This is a genomic window from Paenarthrobacter histidinolovorans (genome assembly GCF_014647595.1).
GTDB lineage: Bacteria > Actinomycetota > Actinomycetes > Actinomycetales > Micrococcaceae > Arthrobacter > Arthrobacter histidinolovorans.
Map to the genome: position 1 here is coordinate 14,092 of NZ_BMPM01000001.1, position 19,425 is coordinate 33,516.

Here is a 19,425-nt window from a genome sequence, read left to right on the forward strand (position 1 = left end):
CGCAGCCATCCAGCCAACTGGCGGTAATGGAACTCCCGACGGCGGCAGGCTGCGTTAGTTGGCGGCGTCGCCGCCGTGCCTGGCCTGCAGGCGTCCATCCACCACGTCATAGCCGAGCTCCGACAAGGCGTTGCGGTCGGCGCGGCTCAACGCACCGGCGTCGAAATCCGCCAGGAGGTCGGGCCGGCGCTCTGCGGTGCGGCGGAACTGCTCGTGGCGGCGCCACTGGGCAATCTTTCCATGATTGCCGCTGAGCAGGATTTCCGGCACGTTGTGGTCCCGCCACGATGACGGTTTGGTGTAAACCGGGTACTCCAGAAGGCCGTCGGAGTGGGACTCCTCGATCAGGGATTCCGGGTTGCCGACCACGCCCGGAAGAAGTCGTCCGATTGCTTCCACCATGGCCAGGACAGCTACCTCGCCGCCATTGAGCACGTAGTCGCCAAGGCTGACGGGGCGCACCGTGAAGTGATCCGCGGCCCAGTCCATGACCCGCTCATCGATGCCTTCGTAGCGGCCGCAGGCGAAGACCAGCTGTTCTTCTTCAGCGAGTTCGTAGGCCAACGCCTGGTTGAAGCGTTCCCCCGCAGGTGAGGGAACGATCAGGACCGGCTTGGCACCTTCGCGCTCTCCGGCAACGGACTCAAGGGCCTGCGCCCATGGTTCCGGCTTCATGACCATCCCGGCACCGCCGCCGTACGGTGTGTCATCCACCGTCCGGTGCTTGTCCGTGGTGAAGCTGCGGAGATCATGGACGTTAAGCTCCAGCAATCCATCCTGGCGCGCCTTGCCTATGAGGGAAAGCTCAAGCGGGGCAAGGTATTCAGGGAAAATACTGACGACATCAATCCTCATTCAGGCGTCATCCCCCGCGGCATCCTTTGCTTCAGGGGAGGAATCGTCGTTGAGCTCAAAGAGTCCCGCGGGCGGGGTGATGAGGATGTATCCGTCCTCGATGTTGACCTCGGGAACGATTTCGTCGACGAAGGGAACCAGGATTTCCTTTCCCTCGTCCGTGGTAACCGTCAGCAGGTCCTGGACGGGCAACGTCGTCAGAGCTGCAACCTTGCCAACTACCTGTGAACCAACGCGCGCTTCCAGCCCAACCAGTTCGTGTTCGTACCAACCCTCGTCGTCGTCTTCGTCGTCGAGTTCTTCGGTTTCGATGTACAGCTTGGCGCCACGGATGGCCTCGGCGGCATTGCGGTCCGCGATCTCCTCGAATCCGAGCAGGAGGATGTCCTTGTTCCACCTGGCACTGCGGACTGTCAGGGGTCCGGCAGACGCGGGCTCCACGACGAACTCGGTTCCGGCGACGAAGCGCTCTGCGGGTGCGTCAGTGAGTACCTGCACCGTTACCTCGCCGCGAATGCCATGGGGTTTGCCGATCCGGGCCACCTGGAGCTGCATGGGTTCCTCTGAATTCCTGTTGTTCCCGCGGCCGCCGGGCAGCCACGGTCTGAAATGTTGGACAAAGCAATCCGGCCCCTCCACCATATTCGGTGAAGGGGCCGGATCTAAGACAAGCAGTGCTGAGCGCGTTACCGGCGGCGGTCGGTGTCGACGACGTCGACCCTGACCTGCTCGCCACCAGCCAAGGCGGCAACCACAGTGCGCAGTGCACGTGCGGTGCGTCCCTGACGGCCGATCACCCGTCCGAGGTCCTCCTGGTGAACACGCACCTCGAGGGACTCCCCACGGCGGTTGTTCTTGGCACTGACCTTGACATCCTCAGGGCTGTCAACGATCCCACGGACCAAGTGCTCGAGCGCTTCTGCCAGCAACTTACTCAGCCTCGGTGGTCTCTGCTTCAGCCTCGGCCGGAGCCTCGGCAGCGTCGTCCTTCTTGGCCTTCTTGGTGATGGCTTCCGGGATGATGACGGAACCCTTCTCCGGAGCTACGAAAGCTTCCTTGGGAGCTTTCGTCTTCAGGGTGCCTTCCTGGCCCGGGAGGCCCTTGAACTTCTGCCAGTCACCGGTGATCTTGAGGATCGCAGCAACCTGCTCAGTCGGCTGGGCGCCAACGGAAAGCCAGTACTGGGCGCGCTCGGAAGCGACCTCGATGTACGACGGCTCTTCGGTGGGGTGGTACTTGCCGATTTCTTCAATGGCACGGCCATCGCGCTTGGCGCGGGCATCCATGACGACAATGCGGTAGTACGGTGCGCGCATCTTACCGAAGCGCTTAAGGCGAATCTTTACGGCCACTTTTGTGGTCACTCCTGTTTCTGAAACGGGGTTGAACCCGACGTTTTGCACCCGTGGGGCGGGCCATACTAGACGGTTCGAAGGACAAGATACGAGCACGGAGAGAGGGGCCGCACCGATCGAGTACCTGTCTATTGTGCCAGATGCCCGGGTAGATTACGACTCAGGCCGTCCGGGTCGGTGAGTTCTTGGTCACACCAGCACCCGGACGGAGCCCCATTCCAGTCTGGAGGCAGCCTATTCCGACCAGACGTAAAGCCCGGCGCGCTCAGTTTTCTCCACGTCCGTGGCGAGGGCGGCCAGCTGCTGGACGTACTGCCGGGACTGCGCGGCGTCGAACGGCATGTCCTCCTGCCCGGCCCAGGCGGCAGCGACATCATCCAGGACGTTTGCTTCACCCTCGCTCTCATACGTGAGCAATTCAGCCAGTGCCCTCACCATCGCTTCGGGAACGCCAAGCAGTGCGTCACTGGTCACGTCCACCAGTGCGAGCTCGTAGTCGGCGCCTGCGGCATGGACCGCCTGACCGGCGAGGTCGCCCAGCTGTTCGACCTCAAAGTCGGTAATGCCGTTGATGCGGACTGCGGGGCCAGCGGCATCTGCACCTTTACCCAGGGCTGCCGCCCGCTTGAGTGCTTCGTCGTGGGTGGCTACAAAAATTTCGGCAAAGCCCATGGAAAGTACTCTCAATCCTTCGTGCTGACGGGACGTCCGGCGCAGGCCCACCAGGGTCCCGAACCGTCACTGCCCAGCCTATTGCAGCGCGGGACCCCGACAGGCACCCCCACGGGATGCCGCCTATCGGACGGCCACCCGCAGCCGGTTCCGCCACGGATCTTCGAACTGCAGTTCAGCCCCTGTGTGATGGTTCTGCACCCCGGCCACCCGCAAACGGTCCGCCAAGGCATCGACGTCCCCGCTGGAAGGAACCTCGATCAATACTTCCCCCAGCCCAAGGGTGTCCTTGCGGGGGCCGGCGCCCCGGCTGTTCCAGACGTTCATGGCCATGTGGTGGTGATAGCCACCCGCGGACACGAACAGCGCCTGGCCATGCCAACCCGCGGTCCGCTCGAATCCCAATGTTCCGACGTAGAAGTCTCCGGCGGTTGCCACGTCACCCACCTGAAGGTGGACGTGCCCGACGCCGGCTGCTGCCTGGCGCTGGCCGGTGACGGCCTCTTCGCTCAGGTGCTGCTGAAGGAAGCCTTGCGGCGGCAGGGCGACGTTGTCCATGACGACGTTCTTGCCGTCCCACTGCCAGGTTTCACGGGGTTTGTCATAGTAAAGCTCGATGCCGTTGCCTTCGGGGTCGGTGAAGTAGAAGGCTTCGCTGACCAGATGGTCCGCGCTGCCAACGAACGCCCGGGGCTCGTATTGGGCAGCCGTTGCGATGGTAGCGGCCAGTGAGGGCTGGTCCTGGAACAGGATGGCGGTGTGGAACAGTCCGGCTTCACCGCGCCCCGGAATGTGAAGGCCGGCGGCTGGGGCAAGATGCACCACGGGCTTGCCTACCCGGCCCAGGTAGAGGCCGCCGTCCTGTTCGGCCACGACCTCCAGGCCCAATGCACGTTGGTAGTAGTCACTCATGACTTTCATATCGCCAACCTTGAGCATGACTGTGCCCATGGCGAGGTCGGCAGGAAGAAGGTCCTGTACAGATGATGCGGACATGTGAAGCTCCCGGTTTTGAAGAGGCCGCCTTTTGGCACTTTCTACTTCACTAAATTACTTGAAGCTTCAATTTATTCCCAGCCTTCTTATTCGCGGCCCACAAGCTCACCGCGAAGGACAACGTGCTTGAGCGCGGAAACTGCACCCAGATCGCGCCTGGGATCGTGGCGGCAAACCACGACGTCGGCACTGGCCCCCTCGCTGATGGCATCGGCTCCCAGCCACTTCCGGGCGCCCCATGCGGCGGCATCCAGGACCGCGGAAGGCGGCAGGCCGGCGTCGTGCAGTTCATGCATTTCGTCCGCGATGCGGCCGTGGCGGATCACGCTCCCGGCGTCGGTTCCGGCGTAGATGGGCACCCCGGCTTCGTAGGCCTCCAGCACCCGCTCGCGCCGGCGCTCCCACAACCGCGTCATGTGGTCCGCGTACCGGGGGAACTTCGGCGCCGCCTGGGCGGCGATCTCCGGAAAAGTCGCGATATTGATCAACGTAGGAACAATGGCCACGGACTGCTCCACCAAACGCGGAATGTGCCGTGGCAACAGCCCGGTTGCGTGTTCGATGCAGTCAATGCCGGCATCGAGCATGTCGTCGATGGTCTCCTCCGCGAAACAATGCGCCGTCACACGGGCACCTTCATCATGCGCCGCCGAGATGGCATCCTTCACGGCCTTGGCCGGAAACGAAGCCGCCAGATCGCCAACGCCACGATCGATCCAGTCACCCACGAGCTTCACCCACCCATCGCCGTCGCGGGCCTCCTTCCGGACAGTCTCCACCAACTGTTCCGGCTCAATCTCATGGCCCAATCCGCGCAGGTACCGGCGGCTGCGGGCAATGTGGCGGCCCGACCTGATCAGGCGCGGCAAATCTTTCCGCTGCTGCACCCACCGCGTGTCACTGGGAGATCCGCAGTCACGGATCAGCAAAGTCCCCGCCACCAGGTCAGCCCGGGCCTGGGCGAGGGTGGTGTGTTCGTCCACCGCCCCACCGGCGCCCAATCCGATATGGCAGTGGGCATCAACAAAGCCCGGCAGGACCCAACCGTCCAGCACCTCGTCCGGGCGCGCCAAGGGGCGTTCAAAGGTCAGCGCTCCCCCAACAGACCACATTCCGTGGCGCACGTCATCTGACGCCACAAGCACAGGTCCGCTGAATTCAATGATGTTGGCCATGGCAAAAGCCTAATCCGCATCGGGGCTGCCGCCCCAGGCGGATTGATGTGACTGGGCGCCCCAAGCGAGCTGTGGTAGCTTCGTCTACGACCACACGGGGGCCCTTGCAGGGGCTGAGATCGGGCTGAGGCAGCCTGCGACCGTTGAACCTGTCCGGGTAATGCCGGCGAAGGAAGTGAGTAATCCTTTGAGCACCACCAAAACACAGCACAGCCCTGCCCAAAACGAGCCCAGCCGCACCCAAAACGAGCCTGTTACGCAGTCCCTGAGGTCCCATTCCCTGGCCTGGCTTGAAGACCATGACGCCGGAATCCGCGTCCCCGTCACTGAAATCGCGCTCGAACCCTCCCCCAACGGCCAAGCCAACGCACCACTGCGCGTGTACCGGACAGCAGGACCCGGAAGCGATCCCGTCGTGGGGCTGGAACCGTTCCGGGCCGCCTGGATCGAGTCCCGCGGTGACACCGAGGCCTACACCGGCCGTGAACGGAACCTGCTCGACGACGGCAAGTCGGCCGTCCGCCGCGGAGCCGCCTCCGCTGAGTGGAAGGGCGCGCAACCGGTACCCCGCCGTGCGGTCGAGGGCAAGACCGTCACCCAGATGCACTACGCACGGCACGGCCTGGTGACTCCTGAAATGCGTTTCGTGGCGCTGCGCGAGAATTGCGATGTCGAACTGGTCCGCAGCGAAGTTGCCGCCGGCCGCGCGATCATCCCCAACAACATCAACCACCCCGAATCCGAGCCCATGATCATCGGCAAGGCCTTCCTGGTGAAGATCAACGCGAACATCGGAAACTCGGCCGTCACAAGTTCAATTGCCGAAGAAGTGGACAAGCTTCAATGGGCCACGAAGTGGGGCGCGGACACCGTCATGGACCTGTCCACCGGCGACGACATCCACACCACCCGCGAATGGCTGATCCGCAACTCCCCCGTTCCAATCGGCACGGTGCCGATCTACCAGGCGCTGGAAAAGGTCAATGGCGAGGCCAACAAGCTCACCTGGGAAATCTTCCGTGACACTGTGATCGAACAGTGCGAGCAAGGCGTGGACTACATGACGATCCATGCCGGCGTGCTGCTGAGATACGTGCCGCTGACCGCCAACCGTGTCACCGGCATTGTTTCCCGGGGCGGTTCCATCATGGCCGGGTGGTGCCTGGCACACCACGAGGAGAACTTCCTGTACACGCACTTCGACGAGTTGTGCGAAATTTTTGCCAAGTACGACGTCGCCTTTTCCCTCGGCGACGGCCTGCGTCCCGGTGCTACCGCCGACGCCAACGACGCCGCCCAGTTCGCGGAACTGGACACCCTCGCCGAACTCACTCAGCGCGCCTGGGAATTCGACGTGCAGGTGATGGTGGAAGGTCCCGGGCATATCCCGTTCCACCTGGTCCGCGAAAATGTGGAACGGCAGCAGGAACTCTGCAAAGGTGCACCCTTCTACACCCTGGGGCCGCTGGTCACCGACGTCGCCCCCGGCTACGACCACATCACCTCAGCCATCGGGGCAACGGAAATCGCCCGCTACGGCACGGCCATGCTCTGCTACGTCACGCCCAAGGAACACCTGGGCCTGCCCAACAAGGACGACGTCAAAACAGGGGTGATCACGTACAAGATCGCGGCACATGCGGCAGATCTTGCCAAGGGGCACCCCGGTGCCCATGAGCGCGACGACGCTCTTTCCAAGGCCCGCTTCGAGTTCCGGTGGCGGGACCAGTTTGCCCTGTCCCTGGATCCGGTGACGGCAGAGTCCTTCCATGACGAAACGCTGCCCGCCGAACCCGCCAAAACGGCGCACTTCTGCTCAATGTGCGGACCCAAGTTCTGTTCCATGCGCATCAGCCAGGACATCCGCGACGAATACGGTTCAGCGGAGGCCCAGGCAGCGATCGCGGGAGTGTACAGCGGCATGCGCGAAAAGAGTGCGGAGTTCCTCGCCTCCGGTGGAAAGGTCTACCTCCCGGAGCTTCAGGTTCCCGGGAACTCAGGACGCCTGAACTGACCGGGCCCGTCCCACATCTGCGACGAACGAGCGGATGATGTGATCACCATCGGCTGAATCCTGGGGCCGGTGCCCACCTGCTGCCACGCGGCGGAGGGCACCGGTCTCTTGGAGGTAGGCGGCAATTTCCTCATACAGCGGCTCCCAACCACCGGTAAGAACCAGGGTGGGAACGCCGGGAACAATGTGCAGCGGGGCTTCCCACGGTGGCGCCTGGAGCCTGAGCCTGCGGGCAGAACGCCGGGCCTCCGGGGTGTCGAGCCCTCCCGTTTCGGCAGAGAACGCACGCAGGTAATACTCACGCTGGTAATCGGCGTCGTTCAGCTGGCCCCGCACCTCAAACAGCGGTTCCATCAGCGCCCGATAAGACGCCGTAGCGGGAAGCTCGGCAGTCAGGGACAAGCAGGCGGGCTCCACCAAGGAAAGGGAATGGACAAGATCAGGGCGCTCAACGGCCGCCAGCATGGCCGGGATGGCGCCTTGCTCGTGCGCCACGACGTGGCCTCCCCCTGAATCGGCCAAGGCCCCGATCACGATGGCGACGTCGGCAGCGACGTTGGACTCCGTAGGTTCCGCGACCGGATCAAAGCCGTGCCGCCGGAGAAAAAGGGCATCGTAGCCAAGCGCCATGCCGTGCTGCTTGGGCCAAGCCGCAGCACCGAAACTGCCCAGGCCGTGAAGGAAGACTATGCGCTGCTTATGCATTGGTTCAGCCTATTCGACGGCTCTGACATCCCGGCTCCGGCGCGGGGCCGGGATGTCGGCACGGTTATTTGCCGAGGAACTTGTCGAAACCCTTGGGAAGGTTGAGGGAGGACGGGTCGAAGTCCGCTGCGCCCTGGCCGAAAGCCGCACCCGTAGGAGCCGCCGAAGCCGCATTCGCCCGCTTGGCCTCTGCGTCACGCAATTCCTGGGCTGCCTTGGCCGGGTTGCCCGACCGCGCCTTCTTCTTGGGTGCGTTCTTCCCGTTCTTGCGTCCTCCGCCAGGACCACCGAGGCCAGGCATCCCGGGCATCCCCGGCATTCCACCGCCCTGGGCCAGCTTCTTCATCATCTTCTGGGCCTGGGCGAAACGCTCAAGCAGGCCGTTGACCTCGGAAACATGGACACCTGAACCCTTGGCGATACGTGCGCGGCGGGATCCGTTGATGATCTTGGGAGCCACACGCTCGTGCGGGGTCATGGAGCGGACGATCGCTTCGACGCGGTCGATCTCTTTTTCGTCGAAGTTCTCCAGCTGCTGGCGGATGTTCTGCGCACCCGGCATCATCATGAGCATCTTCTTCATGGAGCCCATGTTGCGGATCTGCTGCATCTGGGCCAGGAAGTCGTCCAGGGTGAAGTCTTCCTGGTCGGCGAACTTCTTCGCCATCCTGGCCGCTTCGTCCTTGTCCCACGCCTTCTCAGCCTGTTCGATCAGGGTGAGGACGTCACCCATGTCCAGGATGCGGGAGGCCATGCGGTCCGGGTGGAAGAGCTCGAAATCGTCCAGGCCTTCGCCCGTGGACGCGAACATGACCGGCTTACCGGTGACCGACGCAACGGAGAGCGCGGCACCACCGCGGGCGTCGCCGTCGAGCTTGGAAAGCACAATGCCGGTGAAGTTGACGCCTTCGTCGAACGCCATCGCCGTGTTGACGGCGTCCTGGCCGATCATCGAGTCGATGACAAAGAGGACTTCGTTGGGAATGATCGCCTGGCGGATGCGGCGGGCCTGGTCCATCATCTCGGCGTCAACGCCGAGGCGGCCGGCGGTGTCCACGATCACGACGTCGTGGAGCTTCTGCCGGGCTTCCTCGACGCCGGCCTTGGCTACTGCTACCGGGTCACCGGCAGGGTGCTCAAGTTCGGAGGTGGCACCCGGGTGCGGGGCGAAGACCGGTACGCCGGCACGCTGGCCAACAACCTGGAGCTGGGTCACTGCGTTGGGACGCTGAAGGTCGCACGCCACAAGCATGGGGCTGTGTCCCTGGGCCTTGAGCCACTTGGACAGCTTGCCGGCGAGGGTGGTCTTCCCGGCACCCTGAAGGCCGGCCAGCATGATGATGGTGGGGCCGTTCTTGGCCAGGCGGATGCGCCGGGTCTCGCCACCGAGGATCTCTTTGAGTTCCTCATTGACGATCTTGACGATCTGCTGGCTCGGGTTCAGCGCTCCAGAAACCTCGGCACCCAGCGCGCGTTCACGGATGCGGCCTGTGAACTCCCGGACCACGGACACGGCGACGTCCGCGTCCAGGAGGGCGCGGCGGATCTCCCGGACGGTGGCGTCGACGTCAGCCTCGGTGAGGCGGCCCTTGCCACGGAGGTTCTTGAAGGTTGCTGTCAACCGGTCAGAGAGTGAATTGAACACGCGCCGCGCACTTCTTTCGATGGTCCATGAAAGGTGGCCGGTCCGGCACACCAGAGTCTTGACGATTCCTGCCCCAGCAAACATGTCTCAACCACGACAAATCTGCGTTAACCACGGGACTCGACTATCTAGGGTACCAAGTCGCGCTGACAAGGTGGCATGCTGGCACAGTGACCAGTAAAACAACTGTAAAAACGTTGCTCATCCTCGGCGCTTCCGGGGACCTCACAGGCAGGCTGCTCCTGCCCGGCCTTGCCGGACTCCTGGCGGCCGGCCGTGCCCCCGGGCTCAGGCTGGTGGGTGCCGGTTCGGACCCGTGGTCACCGGATCAATGGCAGGACCGGGTCAAGGGCGCCTTCGAAGCAGCGGCGACGTCAGCCGATACTGCCGGACGCGCGGCTTTGGCCGCGGTGTCGGAAAGCACTGAATACCACCAGCTGGATGTAACAGCGGATGGCCCTTTGGCCGAACTGCTCTCCCAGCTGGAGGGACCCGTCGCCGTGTACTTTGCGCTGCCTCCGCACGTCAGCCAGAAGGCCTGCGAGATCTTGCGGCGTGACCAAATACCCGCCGGCACGCGCCTGGTGTTGGAAAAGCCCTTCGGATCGGGCACTGAATCAGCCCATGAACTGAACAAGACCCTTGCGGCTTTGGTGCCCGAGGACCATATCCACCGCGTCGACCACTTCCTGGGCAAAGCGACGGTGCTGAATATCCTGGGCCTTCGCTTCGCCAACCGATTCCTGGAACCCGTCTGGAACCGGGAACACATTGAGAAGGTGGAGGTCATTTTCGACGAGGACCTCGCCCTTGAGGGCCGCGCCCGTTACTACGACACCGCCGGGGCGCTCCGGGACATGATCCAGAGCCACCTCCTTCACATCATGGCCTTCCTGGCCATCGATGCTCCGGCCACCATCGAGGAACGCGATCTTCGCGACGCCGTGGCCACCGTGCTGCGGGCCAGCAGCGTCAAGGGTCCTTACGACGCCTCCACCCGACGGGCCAGGTACACGGCAGGAACCCTGGGCGAACGCACGGTGCCCGACTACGCCGCCGAACAGGGCGTGGATCCGGGCCGCAACACCGAAACCCTGGCTGAGGTCCAAGTGGACATCGACAACTGGCGATGGAAGGGCGTCCCCTTCATCCTGCGATCCGGAAAGGCCATGGGAAAACGCCGGAAGGAAGCCGTCATCACGTTCCGGCCGGTTCCCCAGCTGCCGGTGGGCTTTACGGGCGTGGACTCCCCCAACCAGCTACGGATCGGTTTTGGGCCGGACACCTTGGAGCTCCATGTCGATGTCAACGGGCCCGGGAACATCTTCAGGCTGGACCGCGCGACCCTCATGGCAGAACTGAGCGCAGCGGGAATGCTGCCCTACGGTGAAGTCCTGGAAGGCATCCTCAGCGGCGATCCCCTCCTCTCCGTCCGGGGCGACACCGCCGAAGACTGCTGGCGGATCATCGAGCCGGTCCTGCGGGCCTGGGCAGACGGCGAGGTGCCGCTGGAAGAATACGACGCCGGGAGCGGGGGCCCGGCGGGCTGGCCCACCGCCGTCGAGGACTGAAGGCGAAACACACAGCGAACGCAAAGCGGGCCGGGTACCTTGAGGGGTACCCGGCCCGCTTTGCCATCACCTGGACGGTCTTGCTGTCCTGGTCACGGTGTTGCTGTCCTGGTCACGGTGTTGCTGTCCTGGTCACGGTGTTGCTGTCCTAGATCGCGGCTGCGCCACGTTCGCCTGTCCGGACCCGGACCGCTTCATAAACGTCTACGGTCCACACCTTGCCGTCGCCGGCGCGTCCTGTGTTCGAGCTGGCGATGAGGACATCCAGGATGTCGTCCGCCTGCTCGTCCGTGGCGAGGACCTCGATACGGATCTTGGGCAGCAAATCCACGTTGTACTCAGCCCCGCGGTATACCTCGGTATAGCCACGCTGCCGGCCATAACCACTGGCCGCACTGACCGTCAGGCCCTGGACTCCGTAGGCTTCGAGGCCTTCACGGACCGCTTCAAGCTTTTCGGGACGAACGATCGCTGTGATGAGCTTCATGCCTGGACACTCTCCTTGCCCTCTGCGGGTGCCTTGGTTGCGGTGGTTTCCGACTTGCCGGTCATGGCCTCGTGCAGCGGCTGGAAGCTGCCGCCGTGGCCGTTGACGCCGAACTCGTAAGCGGTCTCAGCGTGGAGGCTGAGGTCAACGCCGACGTTCTCCTGTTCCGTGGAAACCCGGAAGCCCATGGTCTTGTGGATGGCGAGGGCAATGATTGCCGTCATGATGGCCGAGAATGCGATTGCTACGCCGGCTGCTGCAAGCTGGGCCCACAGCTGGGTGAAACCGCCGCCGTAGAAGAGGCCGCCTCCAACTCCGTCCGTGGACTTGGCGATGAAGCCCAGGGCCACGGTTCCGATGATTCCGGAGACGAGGTGGACTCCCACGACGTCCAAAGAGTCATCGAAGCCCCAGCGGAACTTCAAGCCGACAGCCAAAGCAGAGGCCACACCGGCAACCACACCGAGCGCCAGGGCGCCGATGGGATCAACGTTTGCGCAGGCAGGGGTGATGGCTACCAAACCGGCGACTACACCGGACGCTGCGCCGAGCGACGTCGGGTGGCCGTCGCGGATGCGTTCCGTGATGAGCCAGCCGATCATGGCTGCCGCAGGTGCTGCCAGGGTGTTGATCCAGATCAGGCCCGCCTGTTCCGCGGTAGTTGCAGCGCCGCCATTGAAGCCGAACCAGCCAAACCACAGGATGGCTGCACCCAGCATGACGAACGGGATATTGTGCGGGCGGTGGTTCGGATCCTTGCCGAAGCCGCGACGGTTGCCGATGATGAGGACGAGAACAAGCGCAGCAACACCAGCGTTGATGTGGACCACGGTGCCACCGGCGAAGTCGATGGCCGGGCCAAGGGCCTTGCCGATTGCACCTTCAGGACCGAACAGTCCACCACCCCAGACCATGTAGGCCAAGGGGGCGTAAACGAGGGTGACCCAGACCGGAACGAAGAGGCTCCAGGCGCCGAACTTGGCGCGGTCAGCGATCGCGCCGCTGATGAGGGCGACGGTGATGATGGCGAAGGTAGCTGCGTAGCCAATCTTGATCATCGCGTCCGGGGTGGTTTCAACACCGATAAGACCGAACGAAGCGAACGGGTTGCCCACGATCTCCAGGAATCCTTCTCCGGAGCTCATGGAAGCGCCCCACAGCACCCACACGACACCAACGATGCCGATGGAGATGAAGCTCATCATCATCATGTTCAAGGCAGCCTTGGCGCGTGTCATGCCGCCGTAGAAAAATGCCAGACCAGGTGTCATGAACAGCACAAGCGCCGCCGCCACCATGACCCATACGTGACCTGCGGTAAGTTCCATGGTGCACGTTCCTCTCTTGCTAGATCTGCGGTTCAACCGCTGTCCTGACGCCTTTTGCGTCCTGCTTAAGAGTTTTGTGCCGCAGTGTTTCACCTGCGCGGGTTTTATATTGCGGGCCGGTTACAACAACCTCCCCAACGTAAATGGTGCATATCTCCGACGTTACGGATATGTTTCAGGCGTCAGACTTCACTGGAAATGCCCAGCTCAACTCCCTCTGCGGGACATGGGCGCCAGAACACCACCAGAAGGACCAGCACCGAATGATCCAGTCGTCCCGATCCATCAAAGTTCCACGGATCCGACAGGAAAAGTCTCCTCTGCCCCGGGACATCAGGGTGATGTTGGCTGCCGCGTTCCTGATCGCCCTGGGGTTCGGGCTGGTTGCTCCCGTCCTGCCGCAATTCGCCACGACCTTCGACGTCGGTGCCACCGCCGCGGCGGTGATCGTCAGCATCTTCGCCTTTATGCGGCTGGTCTTCGCACCGGCGGGCGGAGCGTTGATCGGACGCTTCGGGGAACGGAACGTCTACGTTTCAGGCCTCTTGATTGTGGCCGTTTCCACGGCGGCCTGCGCGTTTGCCCAGGACTACTGGCAGTTGCTGATCTTCCGCGGACTCGGCGGGGCCGGCTCGGTGATGTTTACCGTGGCCGCCATGGGACTGCTCATCCGGCTTGCCCCGCCGGAACGGCGAGGACGCGTATCCGGCGCCTACGCTTCTGCGTTCCTGATCGGCAGCGTCCTGGGGCCGGTGGTGGGTGGACTGCTGGCAGGATTCGGACTGAGGGTTCCCTTCCTGGCCTACGCCGGAGCGCTCCTTGTTGCTGCCCTGGTGGTCCGCACAATGCTCCGGGGAGACGGCAATGCCGCACAGGACGCAGGCCAGGCACCTGCCATGGCGTTGAGGGAGGCGCTGTCCGATTCCGCCTACCGTGCCGCTGTCTTTTCCAGCTTCGGCAACGGCTGGGTCACCTTCGGCGTCCGCATGGCAACCATCCCGCTCTTTGCTGTGGCCGTCCTCGATTCTCGACCGGAAACCGCGGCCTGGGCACTTGCCGTGTTCGCCGTCGGAAATGCCCTTGCCTTGACGTTTTCCGGTCGTCTGGCGGACGCCTGGGGGCGCAAGCGCCTCCTGATCCCGGGCCTGGTAATCACCGGGCTGGCCACCGGACTCATCGGCCTGACGACGGACCTCACTGCTTTCCTTATCGCCTCCGCCGTAGCAGGTTTCGGCTCCGGCCTGTTGGGCCCGGCGCAGCAGGCCGCCGTCGCCGATGTCATTGGACGGGGCCGCTCCGGCGGCAAAGTGCTTGCCGTCTTCCAGATGGCTGCCGACACAGGCGCAATCATCGGCCCGGTGGTTGCCGGCCTGATTGCCGACCGCTTGGGCTACGGCTGGGCTTTCGGCCTGACCGGTGCGGTGCTGTTGGTCACCGCCGCTGCGTGGCTGCCGGCCAGGGAGCCGCTTAAACCCAAAAACTGACCAGCGGCCGTTGTTGCCCGGGATGCCGGACAACAACAGCTGCCAGTCAGTTCAGAGGAGTTGGAGGCTAGTTGAGCAGCGCGTCAACGAAACTTTCCGCTTCGAATGGTGCCAGGTCATCCGGGCCTTCACCCAGCCCGATCAGCTTCACCGGAACACCGAGGGACTTCTGGATGGCAACAACAATGCCGCCCTTGGCCGTACCGTCAAGCTTGGTCAGCACGATGCCCGTGATGTTGACCACCTCAGCGAAAACGCGTGCCTGGTTGAGTCCGTTCTGGCCGGTGGTGGCGTCCAGAACCAGCAGGACCTCGTCCACCTTCGCCAGCTTTTCAATGACGCGCTTGACTTTGCCGAGCTCGTCCATCAGGCCGGTCTTGTTCTGCAGGCGGCCTGCCGTGTCCACCATGACAACGTCGACTTCCTGGTCGATTCCGGCTTTCACGGCCTCGTACGCAACGGAGGCGGGATCAGCGCCGTCGATGTCGGACTTCACCGTCGGCACGCCCACCCGCTGCCCCCACGTGGCCAATTGCTCGGCTGCGGCTGCCCGGAAGGTATCGGCGGCACCGAGCAGCACGTCCTTGTCTTCGGCCACCAGGACACGCGCCAGCTTGCCCACGGTGGTGGTCTTGCCGACGCCGTTCACACCGACAACAAGAACGACGGCGGGCCGGTCGCCTTTGCGTTCGACGTTGAGCGAACGGTCCATCCCGGGATCAACCAGCTTGATGAGCTCTTCCCGGAGCATCGCCTTGACGTCTTCGGGGCTGCGCGTTCCCAGGACTTTGACGCGCTCACGCAAAGCATCTACCAACTGCATGGTGGGCTCGGTGCCAAGATCGGCCAGGAGGAGGGTTTCCTCCACCTCATCCCAGACGTTTTCATCGATCTTGTCGCCGGACAGCAAAGCCAGCAGGCCCTTGCCGAGGATGTTGTTGGATTTGACCAGGCGTGCGCGGAGGCGGGTCAGACGCCCTTCCACCGGCGCTGGAGTGTCGATGGCGATGGTTTCGAGCCCAGCGGCGTCGTCCGGAACCTCCGCGCCTTCGACTGTTCCGTCAAAGGTTGGGGCCGGCGCCTTCACCTCATCCGGGCGGTCCTCCACAAGGGTTCCGCCGCCTGCTGCCGAGGACTGCAAAGGATCGTTCGCATCTCGCGTTCCGGGGTATTTTGCGCCCGACTTGCGGGCTTTCATCAATACCGGCACGAGTCCGCCGACCACTACGAGCGCAGCGAGAATGGACAGAATTATGGGTAGGAAATCGTTCACTCCCCTACCTTCTCATAAAGCTAAGCGCCGGCACCGAGCCTCTGGCTGATGACGGTGGATACGCCATCACCCCGCATCGTCACACCATAAAGGGCATCAGCCACTTCCATGGTGCGCTTTTGGTGGGTGATCACGATGAGCTGACTGGACTCACGCAGTTCTTCGAAGATGGTGATGAGCCGGCCCAGGTTGGTGTCGTCCAGTGCCGCTTCGACTTCGTCCATGACGTAGAACGGTGAAGGCCTTGCCTTGAAGATGGCAACGAGCAGCGCGACGGCTGTCAGGGAGCGCTCACCACCTGAAAGAAGTGACAGCCGCTTGATCTTCTTGCCTGCAGGACGGGCCTCTACCTCAATGCCGGTGGTCAGCATGTCGTCCGGGTCAGTGAGCACCAGCTTGCCCTCGCCACCGGGAAAGAGCCTGGCAAAGACGTGGTCGAACTGGGCAGAGGTGTCCGCGAAAGCTTCCGTAAAGACTTGCTGGACGCGTTTGTCCACCTCTTTGATGATGTCCAGAAGGTCCTTGCGGCTGGACTTGAGATCTTCCAGTTGCGAGCTGAGGAACTGGTGCCGTTCCTCCAAGGCCGCAAACTCCTCGAGCGCCAGGGGGTTCACCTTGCCCAGTGCCGACAGCTCGCGCTCGGCCTTCTTCAGCCGCTTCTCCTGCTCCGCCCGCACAAAGGGAACACCTTCCACCACGGGTTCGCCGTTTTCGTCCACAGGGGCCCTCAGTTCGGCCCATTTGTCCGTGGTGGAACCGGCGGGAAGCGGAACCGGCCGGTCCGGCCCGTAGTCCGCGATGAGCTGTTCAGTGGAAAGCCCCAGTTCTTCAATGGCCCGGCTTTCCAGGGCCTCAATCCGGAGCCGCTGTTGTGTTCGTGCCATCTCGTCCCGATGCACCGAATCGGTCAGTTCGGCGAGCTCCCGTGCCAGAGCCTCGTTGCCCGAGCGGACGTCCGAAAGCTCCTTTTCAAGGACTTCCCGTTTCTGCTCGGCCCGGTCGCGTTCACTGGCAGCCACCTCCACCGATACGTCGACGTAACGGAGTGTCTGTTCGACCGCCGAAACAACAGCGGCAGCACGTTGGGCCTGTGCCCGGCGTCGCTGGGCCCGCCGTGCGGCCTCTTCGCGTGCTCGGCGTTCCGTCGCTGCAGCCCGTTCCAGGGAGGCGGCCCGGTTGCTGACGGCGCCCAGCTGCTCTTCGGCGGTGCGAAGCGCCAACCGGGCTTCCGTTTCCAAGGCCCGGGCCGTTCTTGCCTCGGCGGCGAGCTCATCGCGTTGGTCGGTGGAAGGTTCCTCGTCTGGGACTTCCTGGGCGGCAGCAAGGCGTTCGGCGGCAACTTCCAGATCCAGCTGCGCCTCTGCGATGTTCGCTTCCGCCTTGGCCATGGAGGCCGCCAGACGATCGCTCTCACCCACTGCGCTGCGAAGAACAGAGTTCAGATGGCCCAGGCGCTCGGCGACTGCCGCTAGGCGCGCGTCGGATTCATGCAGTCTTTCCAGTGCGGCATCGGTACGGTCCTGCGCTTCGGCACGGCGGGCCTGGGTCCCGGCCAGGGCGAAGCGGCCACGTTCCAGTCGGGCGGTGACTTCGTGAAGGCGGGCATTGGCGTCGTCCACGGCAGCCTGGACTTCAAGAAGCGACGGCACGGTGGCTGAGCCGCCCAGGACCGTCGCGGCGGTGAAAACGTCACCGTCGGTAGTGACTGCCTTCAGGCCAGGGTGCTCCTCCACCAATCCTGCCGCCGTGCGGAGATCATCAACTACAACGGTATCGGCCAGGAGTCCGATGGCCCCGCGGCCCGCCGGGTCGGCAATTTTTACGACGTCGACAGCCCAACGGCATCCTCCCGGCAGTTCAACGGCTGATTCGGCGGCGTCTTTTTCGGCGAAACCGCCGGCCAGGAGCAAAGCCACGCGGCCGGCGTCGTCCTTCTTCAATGTGGCCACGGCCGACAGTGCGGCGTCGGCGTCGGCAACCACCAGGGCATCGGACGCGCTACCCAGGGCTGCGGCAATGGCGGCCTCGTAGCCGGTTTCCATGCTTATCAAGCCCGCCAGCGGACCGAGTACACCTTCGGCCGTCAACAGGTGGCCGGAGCCATCCTTGCGGTTGAGTCCCAACTGGAGAGCATCCCGCCGGGCCGTCAAGGCGTCCCGTTCACGGACTGCCTCCCGCTCGGAAGCCTTGAGTTCCTCAATTTCCGCGAGTACTTCATCCAGCGCCGCGCTGGCTTCCTCGTATTCGGCATCCAGGCTCTCCTCGCCGTCCTCGACGCCGGCGACTTGTGCCTCGAGGGCGGCGAACTCGCTTTGCGCCTGCCTTCGCCGCTCGTCGCCGGCACCCAGCGACTCCCGCAGCCTGCCGCGCTCGGCCTCGGCCGCCTCGGCCCGGGACCGCGCCGCAGCAAGCTGGCCGGCGAGCCGGGCAAGTCCCTCCCGGCGGTCAGCTGCAGCACGCAACATGCCTGTGAGGCGTTTGTCTTCGGCTGCTGCGAGCGCTTCGGCAGCGTCTTTGGCGACAGTGGCTTCGAGCAGTGCAGCCTGCTTGGCCAGAATGTCGTGTTCCAGGGCTGCTTGTTCTTCGCGGACCCTGGCCGCCTGGCGCTCGAGGTGCTCCGGATCGCGTCCCGATTCGGCGGCGGCTTCCGAGGAACCCAGCAGCCTCCTGCGTTCAGCGGCCAATGAACCGAGGGAACGCAGGCGCTCCCTGCCGGCGGAGAGCTGGTACCAGGTATCGCGGGCGGTGTTGAGGCGGGGGGTTGCTTCCGCGGCCTGCTGTTCCAGCTCTGCTTGCCGTCGCCGTCCCACGCCGAGCCCCGCCTCGACTACCTGGCGGCGTTCCTTGAGTGCGGCTTCGTCGGCGACGTCCTGTTCAAGGGTTGTTGTCAGCTGTACGAGGTCGTCGGCCAGGAGGCGCGCGCGGGCGTCGCGGACGTCGAACTGGACGGTTTGCGCACGGCGGGCGATTTCGGCCTGTTTCCCCAGGGGGGTCAGTTGTCGACGGATTTCAGCGGTCAGGTCACCGAGCCGGGCCAGGTTGGCCTGCATGGCCTCCAGCTTGCGCACCGTTTTTTCTTTGCGCCGCCGGTGCTTGAGGATGCCTGCGGCCTCTTCAATGAAGCCCCGGCGGTCTTCGGGCGTAGCGTGCAGGACACGGTCCAGCTGTCCTTGGCCGACGATGACGTGCATTTCCCGGCCAAGCCCGGAATCCGAGAGCAGTTCCTGGATGTCCAGCAACCGGCATGGCGCACCGTTTATGGCGTATTCGGATCCTCCGGTGCGAAAGAGAGTCCGGGAAATGGTCACTTCGCTGTACTCGATGGGCAGCGCATTGTCTGCGTTATCGATGGTCAACGACACATGCGCGCGGCCAAGGGGCGGACGGCCCGAGGTACCGGCGAAAATGACGTCCTCCATTTTCCCGCCGCGCAGTGTTTTTGCGCCCTGCTCACCCATCACCCAGGCCAGCGCGTCCACCACGTTGGATTTGCCGGATCCGTTGGGACCGACGACGGCAGTGACGCCGGGCTCGAAGTCGAACGTCGTGGCCGACGCAAACGACTTGAATCCGCGGACGGTCAAACTTTTCAAATGCAAGGCGCTTCGGTTCTCCTGGGTGGCCCGGGTGTTTGTGTCCCCCTAAATCTACTGCCGTTTACGTGAAATCCACGGATCTGCAACGGGAAAGCCTTGCGGCCGGGATGCCGCACCCCTACACTCCTGCCAAGGGTTACTTGGTGGATTCGTTCCGGTGATCCGGCCTCGGCTTGAACTTCTGTTCGGCTTCGGCTGGGTCCGGTCCCGTAGTAGGAACGCCTGTCCACAAGGCACCGTGGTTTCCATAACTGAAGATCTTGGTTTG

16 protein-coding genes and 1 riboswitch are annotated in these 19,425 nt (G+C 63.7%); of the genes, 3 read left to right on the forward strand and 13 right to left on the reverse strand.

Going from position 1 to position 19,425, the window contains the following annotated elements:
- Positions 1 to 54: 54 nt before the first annotated feature.
- The 7 genes from trmD to IEY62_RS00115 all read right to left on the reverse strand — a co-directional run bounded on the left by trmD (position 55) and on the right by IEY62_RS00115 (position 5,054).
- The gene (gene trmD / locus IEY62_RS00085; RefSeq protein ID WP_189012863.1) at positions 55 to 855 is read right to left on the reverse strand and encodes a tRNA (guanosine(37)-N1)-methyltransferase TrmD; all 801 of its coding nucleotides are present in this window, start codon (positions 853 to 855) and stop codon (positions 55 to 57) included.
- The gene (gene rimM, locus IEY62_RS00090) at positions 856 to 1,410 is read right to left on the reverse strand and encodes a ribosome maturation factor RimM (protein ID WP_189012864.1); all 555 of its coding nucleotides are present in this window, start codon (positions 1,408 to 1,410) and stop codon (positions 856 to 858) included.
- Between the two features lie 131 nt (positions 1,411 to 1,541).
- Positions 1,542 to 1,784, reverse strand: a complete 243-nt coding sequence (locus tag IEY62_RS00095) for an RNA-binding protein (protein WP_011775119.1) — start codon at positions 1,782 to 1,784, stop codon at positions 1,542 to 1,544.
- 1 nt (position 1,785) lies between these two features.
- Positions 1,786 to 2,208 carry a 30S ribosomal protein S16 gene (gene rpsP / locus IEY62_RS00100; protein ID WP_018776208.1) on the reverse strand — a complete coding sequence of 141 codons (423 nt, stop codon included), beginning with the start codon at positions 2,206 to 2,208 and terminating at the stop codon, positions 1,786 to 1,788.
- 237 nt (positions 2,209 to 2,445) lie between these two features.
- On the reverse strand, positions 2,446 to 2,883 hold the full coding sequence (locus IEY62_RS00105; protein WP_189012865.1) for a hypothetical protein: 438 nt from the start codon (positions 2,881 to 2,883) through the stop codon (positions 2,446 to 2,448).
- A gap of 123 nt (positions 2,884 to 3,006) precedes the next feature.
- Positions 3,007 to 3,879 (reverse strand): VOC family protein, encoded by an 873-nt coding sequence (locus IEY62_RS00110; RefSeq protein ID WP_189012866.1) that lies wholly within the window; start codon positions 3,877 to 3,879, stop codon positions 3,007 to 3,009.
- Positions 3,880 to 3,965: 86 nt separating this feature from the next.
- Positions 3,966 to 5,054, reverse strand: a complete 1,089-nt coding sequence (locus tag IEY62_RS00115) for an amidohydrolase family protein (RefSeq protein ID WP_189012872.1) — start codon at positions 5,052 to 5,054, stop codon at positions 3,966 to 3,968.
- An 84-nt stretch (positions 5,055 to 5,138) separates the two neighbouring features.
- A riboswitch (TPP riboswitch) is annotated at positions 5,139 to 5,246 on the forward strand.
- Here IEY62_RS00115 and thiC point away from each other — a divergent pair.
- Complete coding sequence (gene thiC / locus IEY62_RS00120; RefSeq protein ID WP_189014323.1) at positions 5,242 to 7,068, forward strand: phosphomethylpyrimidine synthase ThiC; 1,827 nt, start codon at positions 5,242 to 5,244, stop codon at positions 7,066 to 7,068. (Overlaps the previous riboswitch by 5 nt.)
- Here the strand turns inward: thiC and IEY62_RS00125 are convergent.
- Positions 7,051 to 7,773 (reverse strand): alpha/beta fold hydrolase, encoded by a 723-nt coding sequence (locus IEY62_RS00125; RefSeq protein WP_189012873.1) that lies wholly within the window; start codon positions 7,771 to 7,773, stop codon positions 7,051 to 7,053. The two genes, thiC and IEY62_RS00125, sit on opposite strands and share 18 nt — an antisense overlap.
- A 64-nt stretch (positions 7,774 to 7,837) precedes the next feature.
- The gene (gene ffh / locus IEY62_RS00130) at positions 7,838 to 9,418 is read right to left on the reverse strand and encodes a signal recognition particle protein (RefSeq protein ID WP_189012874.1); all 1,581 of its coding nucleotides are present in this window, start codon (positions 9,416 to 9,418) and stop codon (positions 7,838 to 7,840) included.
- A gap of 170 nt (positions 9,419 to 9,588) precedes the next feature.
- On the opposite strand from ffh, the gene IEY62_RS00135 reads away from it, so the two are divergent.
- A complete protein-coding gene (locus IEY62_RS00135; protein ID WP_189012875.1) occupies positions 9,589 to 10,989 on the forward strand; it encodes a glucose-6-phosphate dehydrogenase in 1,401 nt (466 codons plus the stop codon).
- 148 nt (positions 10,990 to 11,137) lie between these two features.
- Here the strand turns inward: IEY62_RS00135 and IEY62_RS00140 are convergent, their stop codons facing one another.
- Positions 11,138 to 11,476: a P-II family nitrogen regulator gene (locus IEY62_RS00140; protein WP_017199639.1), complete on the reverse strand. Its 339-nt coding sequence runs from the start codon at positions 11,474 to 11,476 to the stop codon at positions 11,138 to 11,140.
- A complete protein-coding gene (locus IEY62_RS00145; protein ID WP_189012876.1) occupies positions 11,473 to 12,804 on the reverse strand; it encodes an ammonium transporter in 1,332 nt (443 codons plus the stop codon). Before IEY62_RS00145 ends, IEY62_RS00140 begins: the two co-directional genes overlap by 4 nt.
- A gap of 263 nt (positions 12,805 to 13,067) precedes the next feature.
- Here IEY62_RS00145 and IEY62_RS00150 point away from each other — a divergent pair, with 263 nt between their 5' ends.
- Positions 13,068 to 14,288 carry an MFS transporter gene (locus IEY62_RS00150; RefSeq protein ID WP_189012877.1) on the forward strand — a complete coding sequence of 407 codons (1,221 nt, stop codon included), beginning with the start codon at positions 13,068 to 13,070 and terminating at the stop codon, positions 14,286 to 14,288.
- Positions 14,289 to 14,355: 67 nt separating this feature from the next.
- Here the strand turns inward: IEY62_RS00150 and ftsY are convergent, their stop codons facing one another.
- Both ftsY and smc read right to left on the reverse strand, forming a co-directional pair.
- Complete coding sequence (gene ftsY / locus IEY62_RS00155; RefSeq protein WP_189012878.1) at positions 14,356 to 15,561, reverse strand: signal recognition particle-docking protein FtsY; 1,206 nt, start codon at positions 15,559 to 15,561, stop codon at positions 14,356 to 14,358.
- Between the two features lie 20 nt (positions 15,562 to 15,581).
- The gene (gene smc / locus IEY62_RS00160; protein WP_189012887.1) at positions 15,582 to 19,160 is read right to left on the reverse strand and encodes a chromosome segregation protein SMC; all 3,579 of its coding nucleotides are present in this window, start codon (positions 19,158 to 19,160) and stop codon (positions 15,582 to 15,584) included.
- Positions 19,161 to 19,425 lie beyond the last annotated feature (265 nt).

Coding starts and splice junctions, on each gene's coding strand:
- trmD (WP_189012863.1), bottom strand. CDS start 855: ATGAGGATTGATGTCGTCAGTATTTTCCCTGAATACCTTGCCCCGCTT.
- rimM (WP_189012864.1), bottom strand. CDS start 1,410: ATGCAGCTCCAGGTGGCCCGGATCGGCAAACCCCATGGCATTCGCGGC.
- IEY62_RS00105 (WP_189012865.1), bottom strand. CDS start 2,883: ATGGGCTTTGCCGAAATTTTTGTAGCCACCCACGACGAAGCACTCAAG.
- IEY62_RS00110 (WP_189012866.1), bottom strand. CDS start 3,879: ATGTCCGCATCATCTGTACAGGACCTTCTTCCTGCCGACCTCGCCATG.
- IEY62_RS00115 (WP_189012872.1), bottom strand. CDS start 5,054: ATGGCCAACATCATTGAATTCAGCGGACCTGTGCTTGTGGCGTCAGAT.
- IEY62_RS00125 (WP_189012873.1), bottom strand. CDS start 7,773: ATGCATAAGCAGCGCATAGTCTTCCTTCACGGCCTGGGCAGTTTCGGT.
- IEY62_RS00140 (WP_017199639.1), bottom strand. CDS start 11,476: ATGAAGCTCATCACAGCGATCGTTCGTCCCGAAAAGCTTGAAGCGGTC.
- IEY62_RS00145 (WP_189012876.1), bottom strand. CDS start 12,804: ATGGAACTTACCGCAGGTCACGTATGGGTCATGGTGGCGGCGGCGCTT.
- IEY62_RS00150 (WP_189012877.1), top strand. CDS start 13,068: ATGATCCAGTCGTCCCGATCCATCAAAGTTCCACGGATCCGACAGGAA.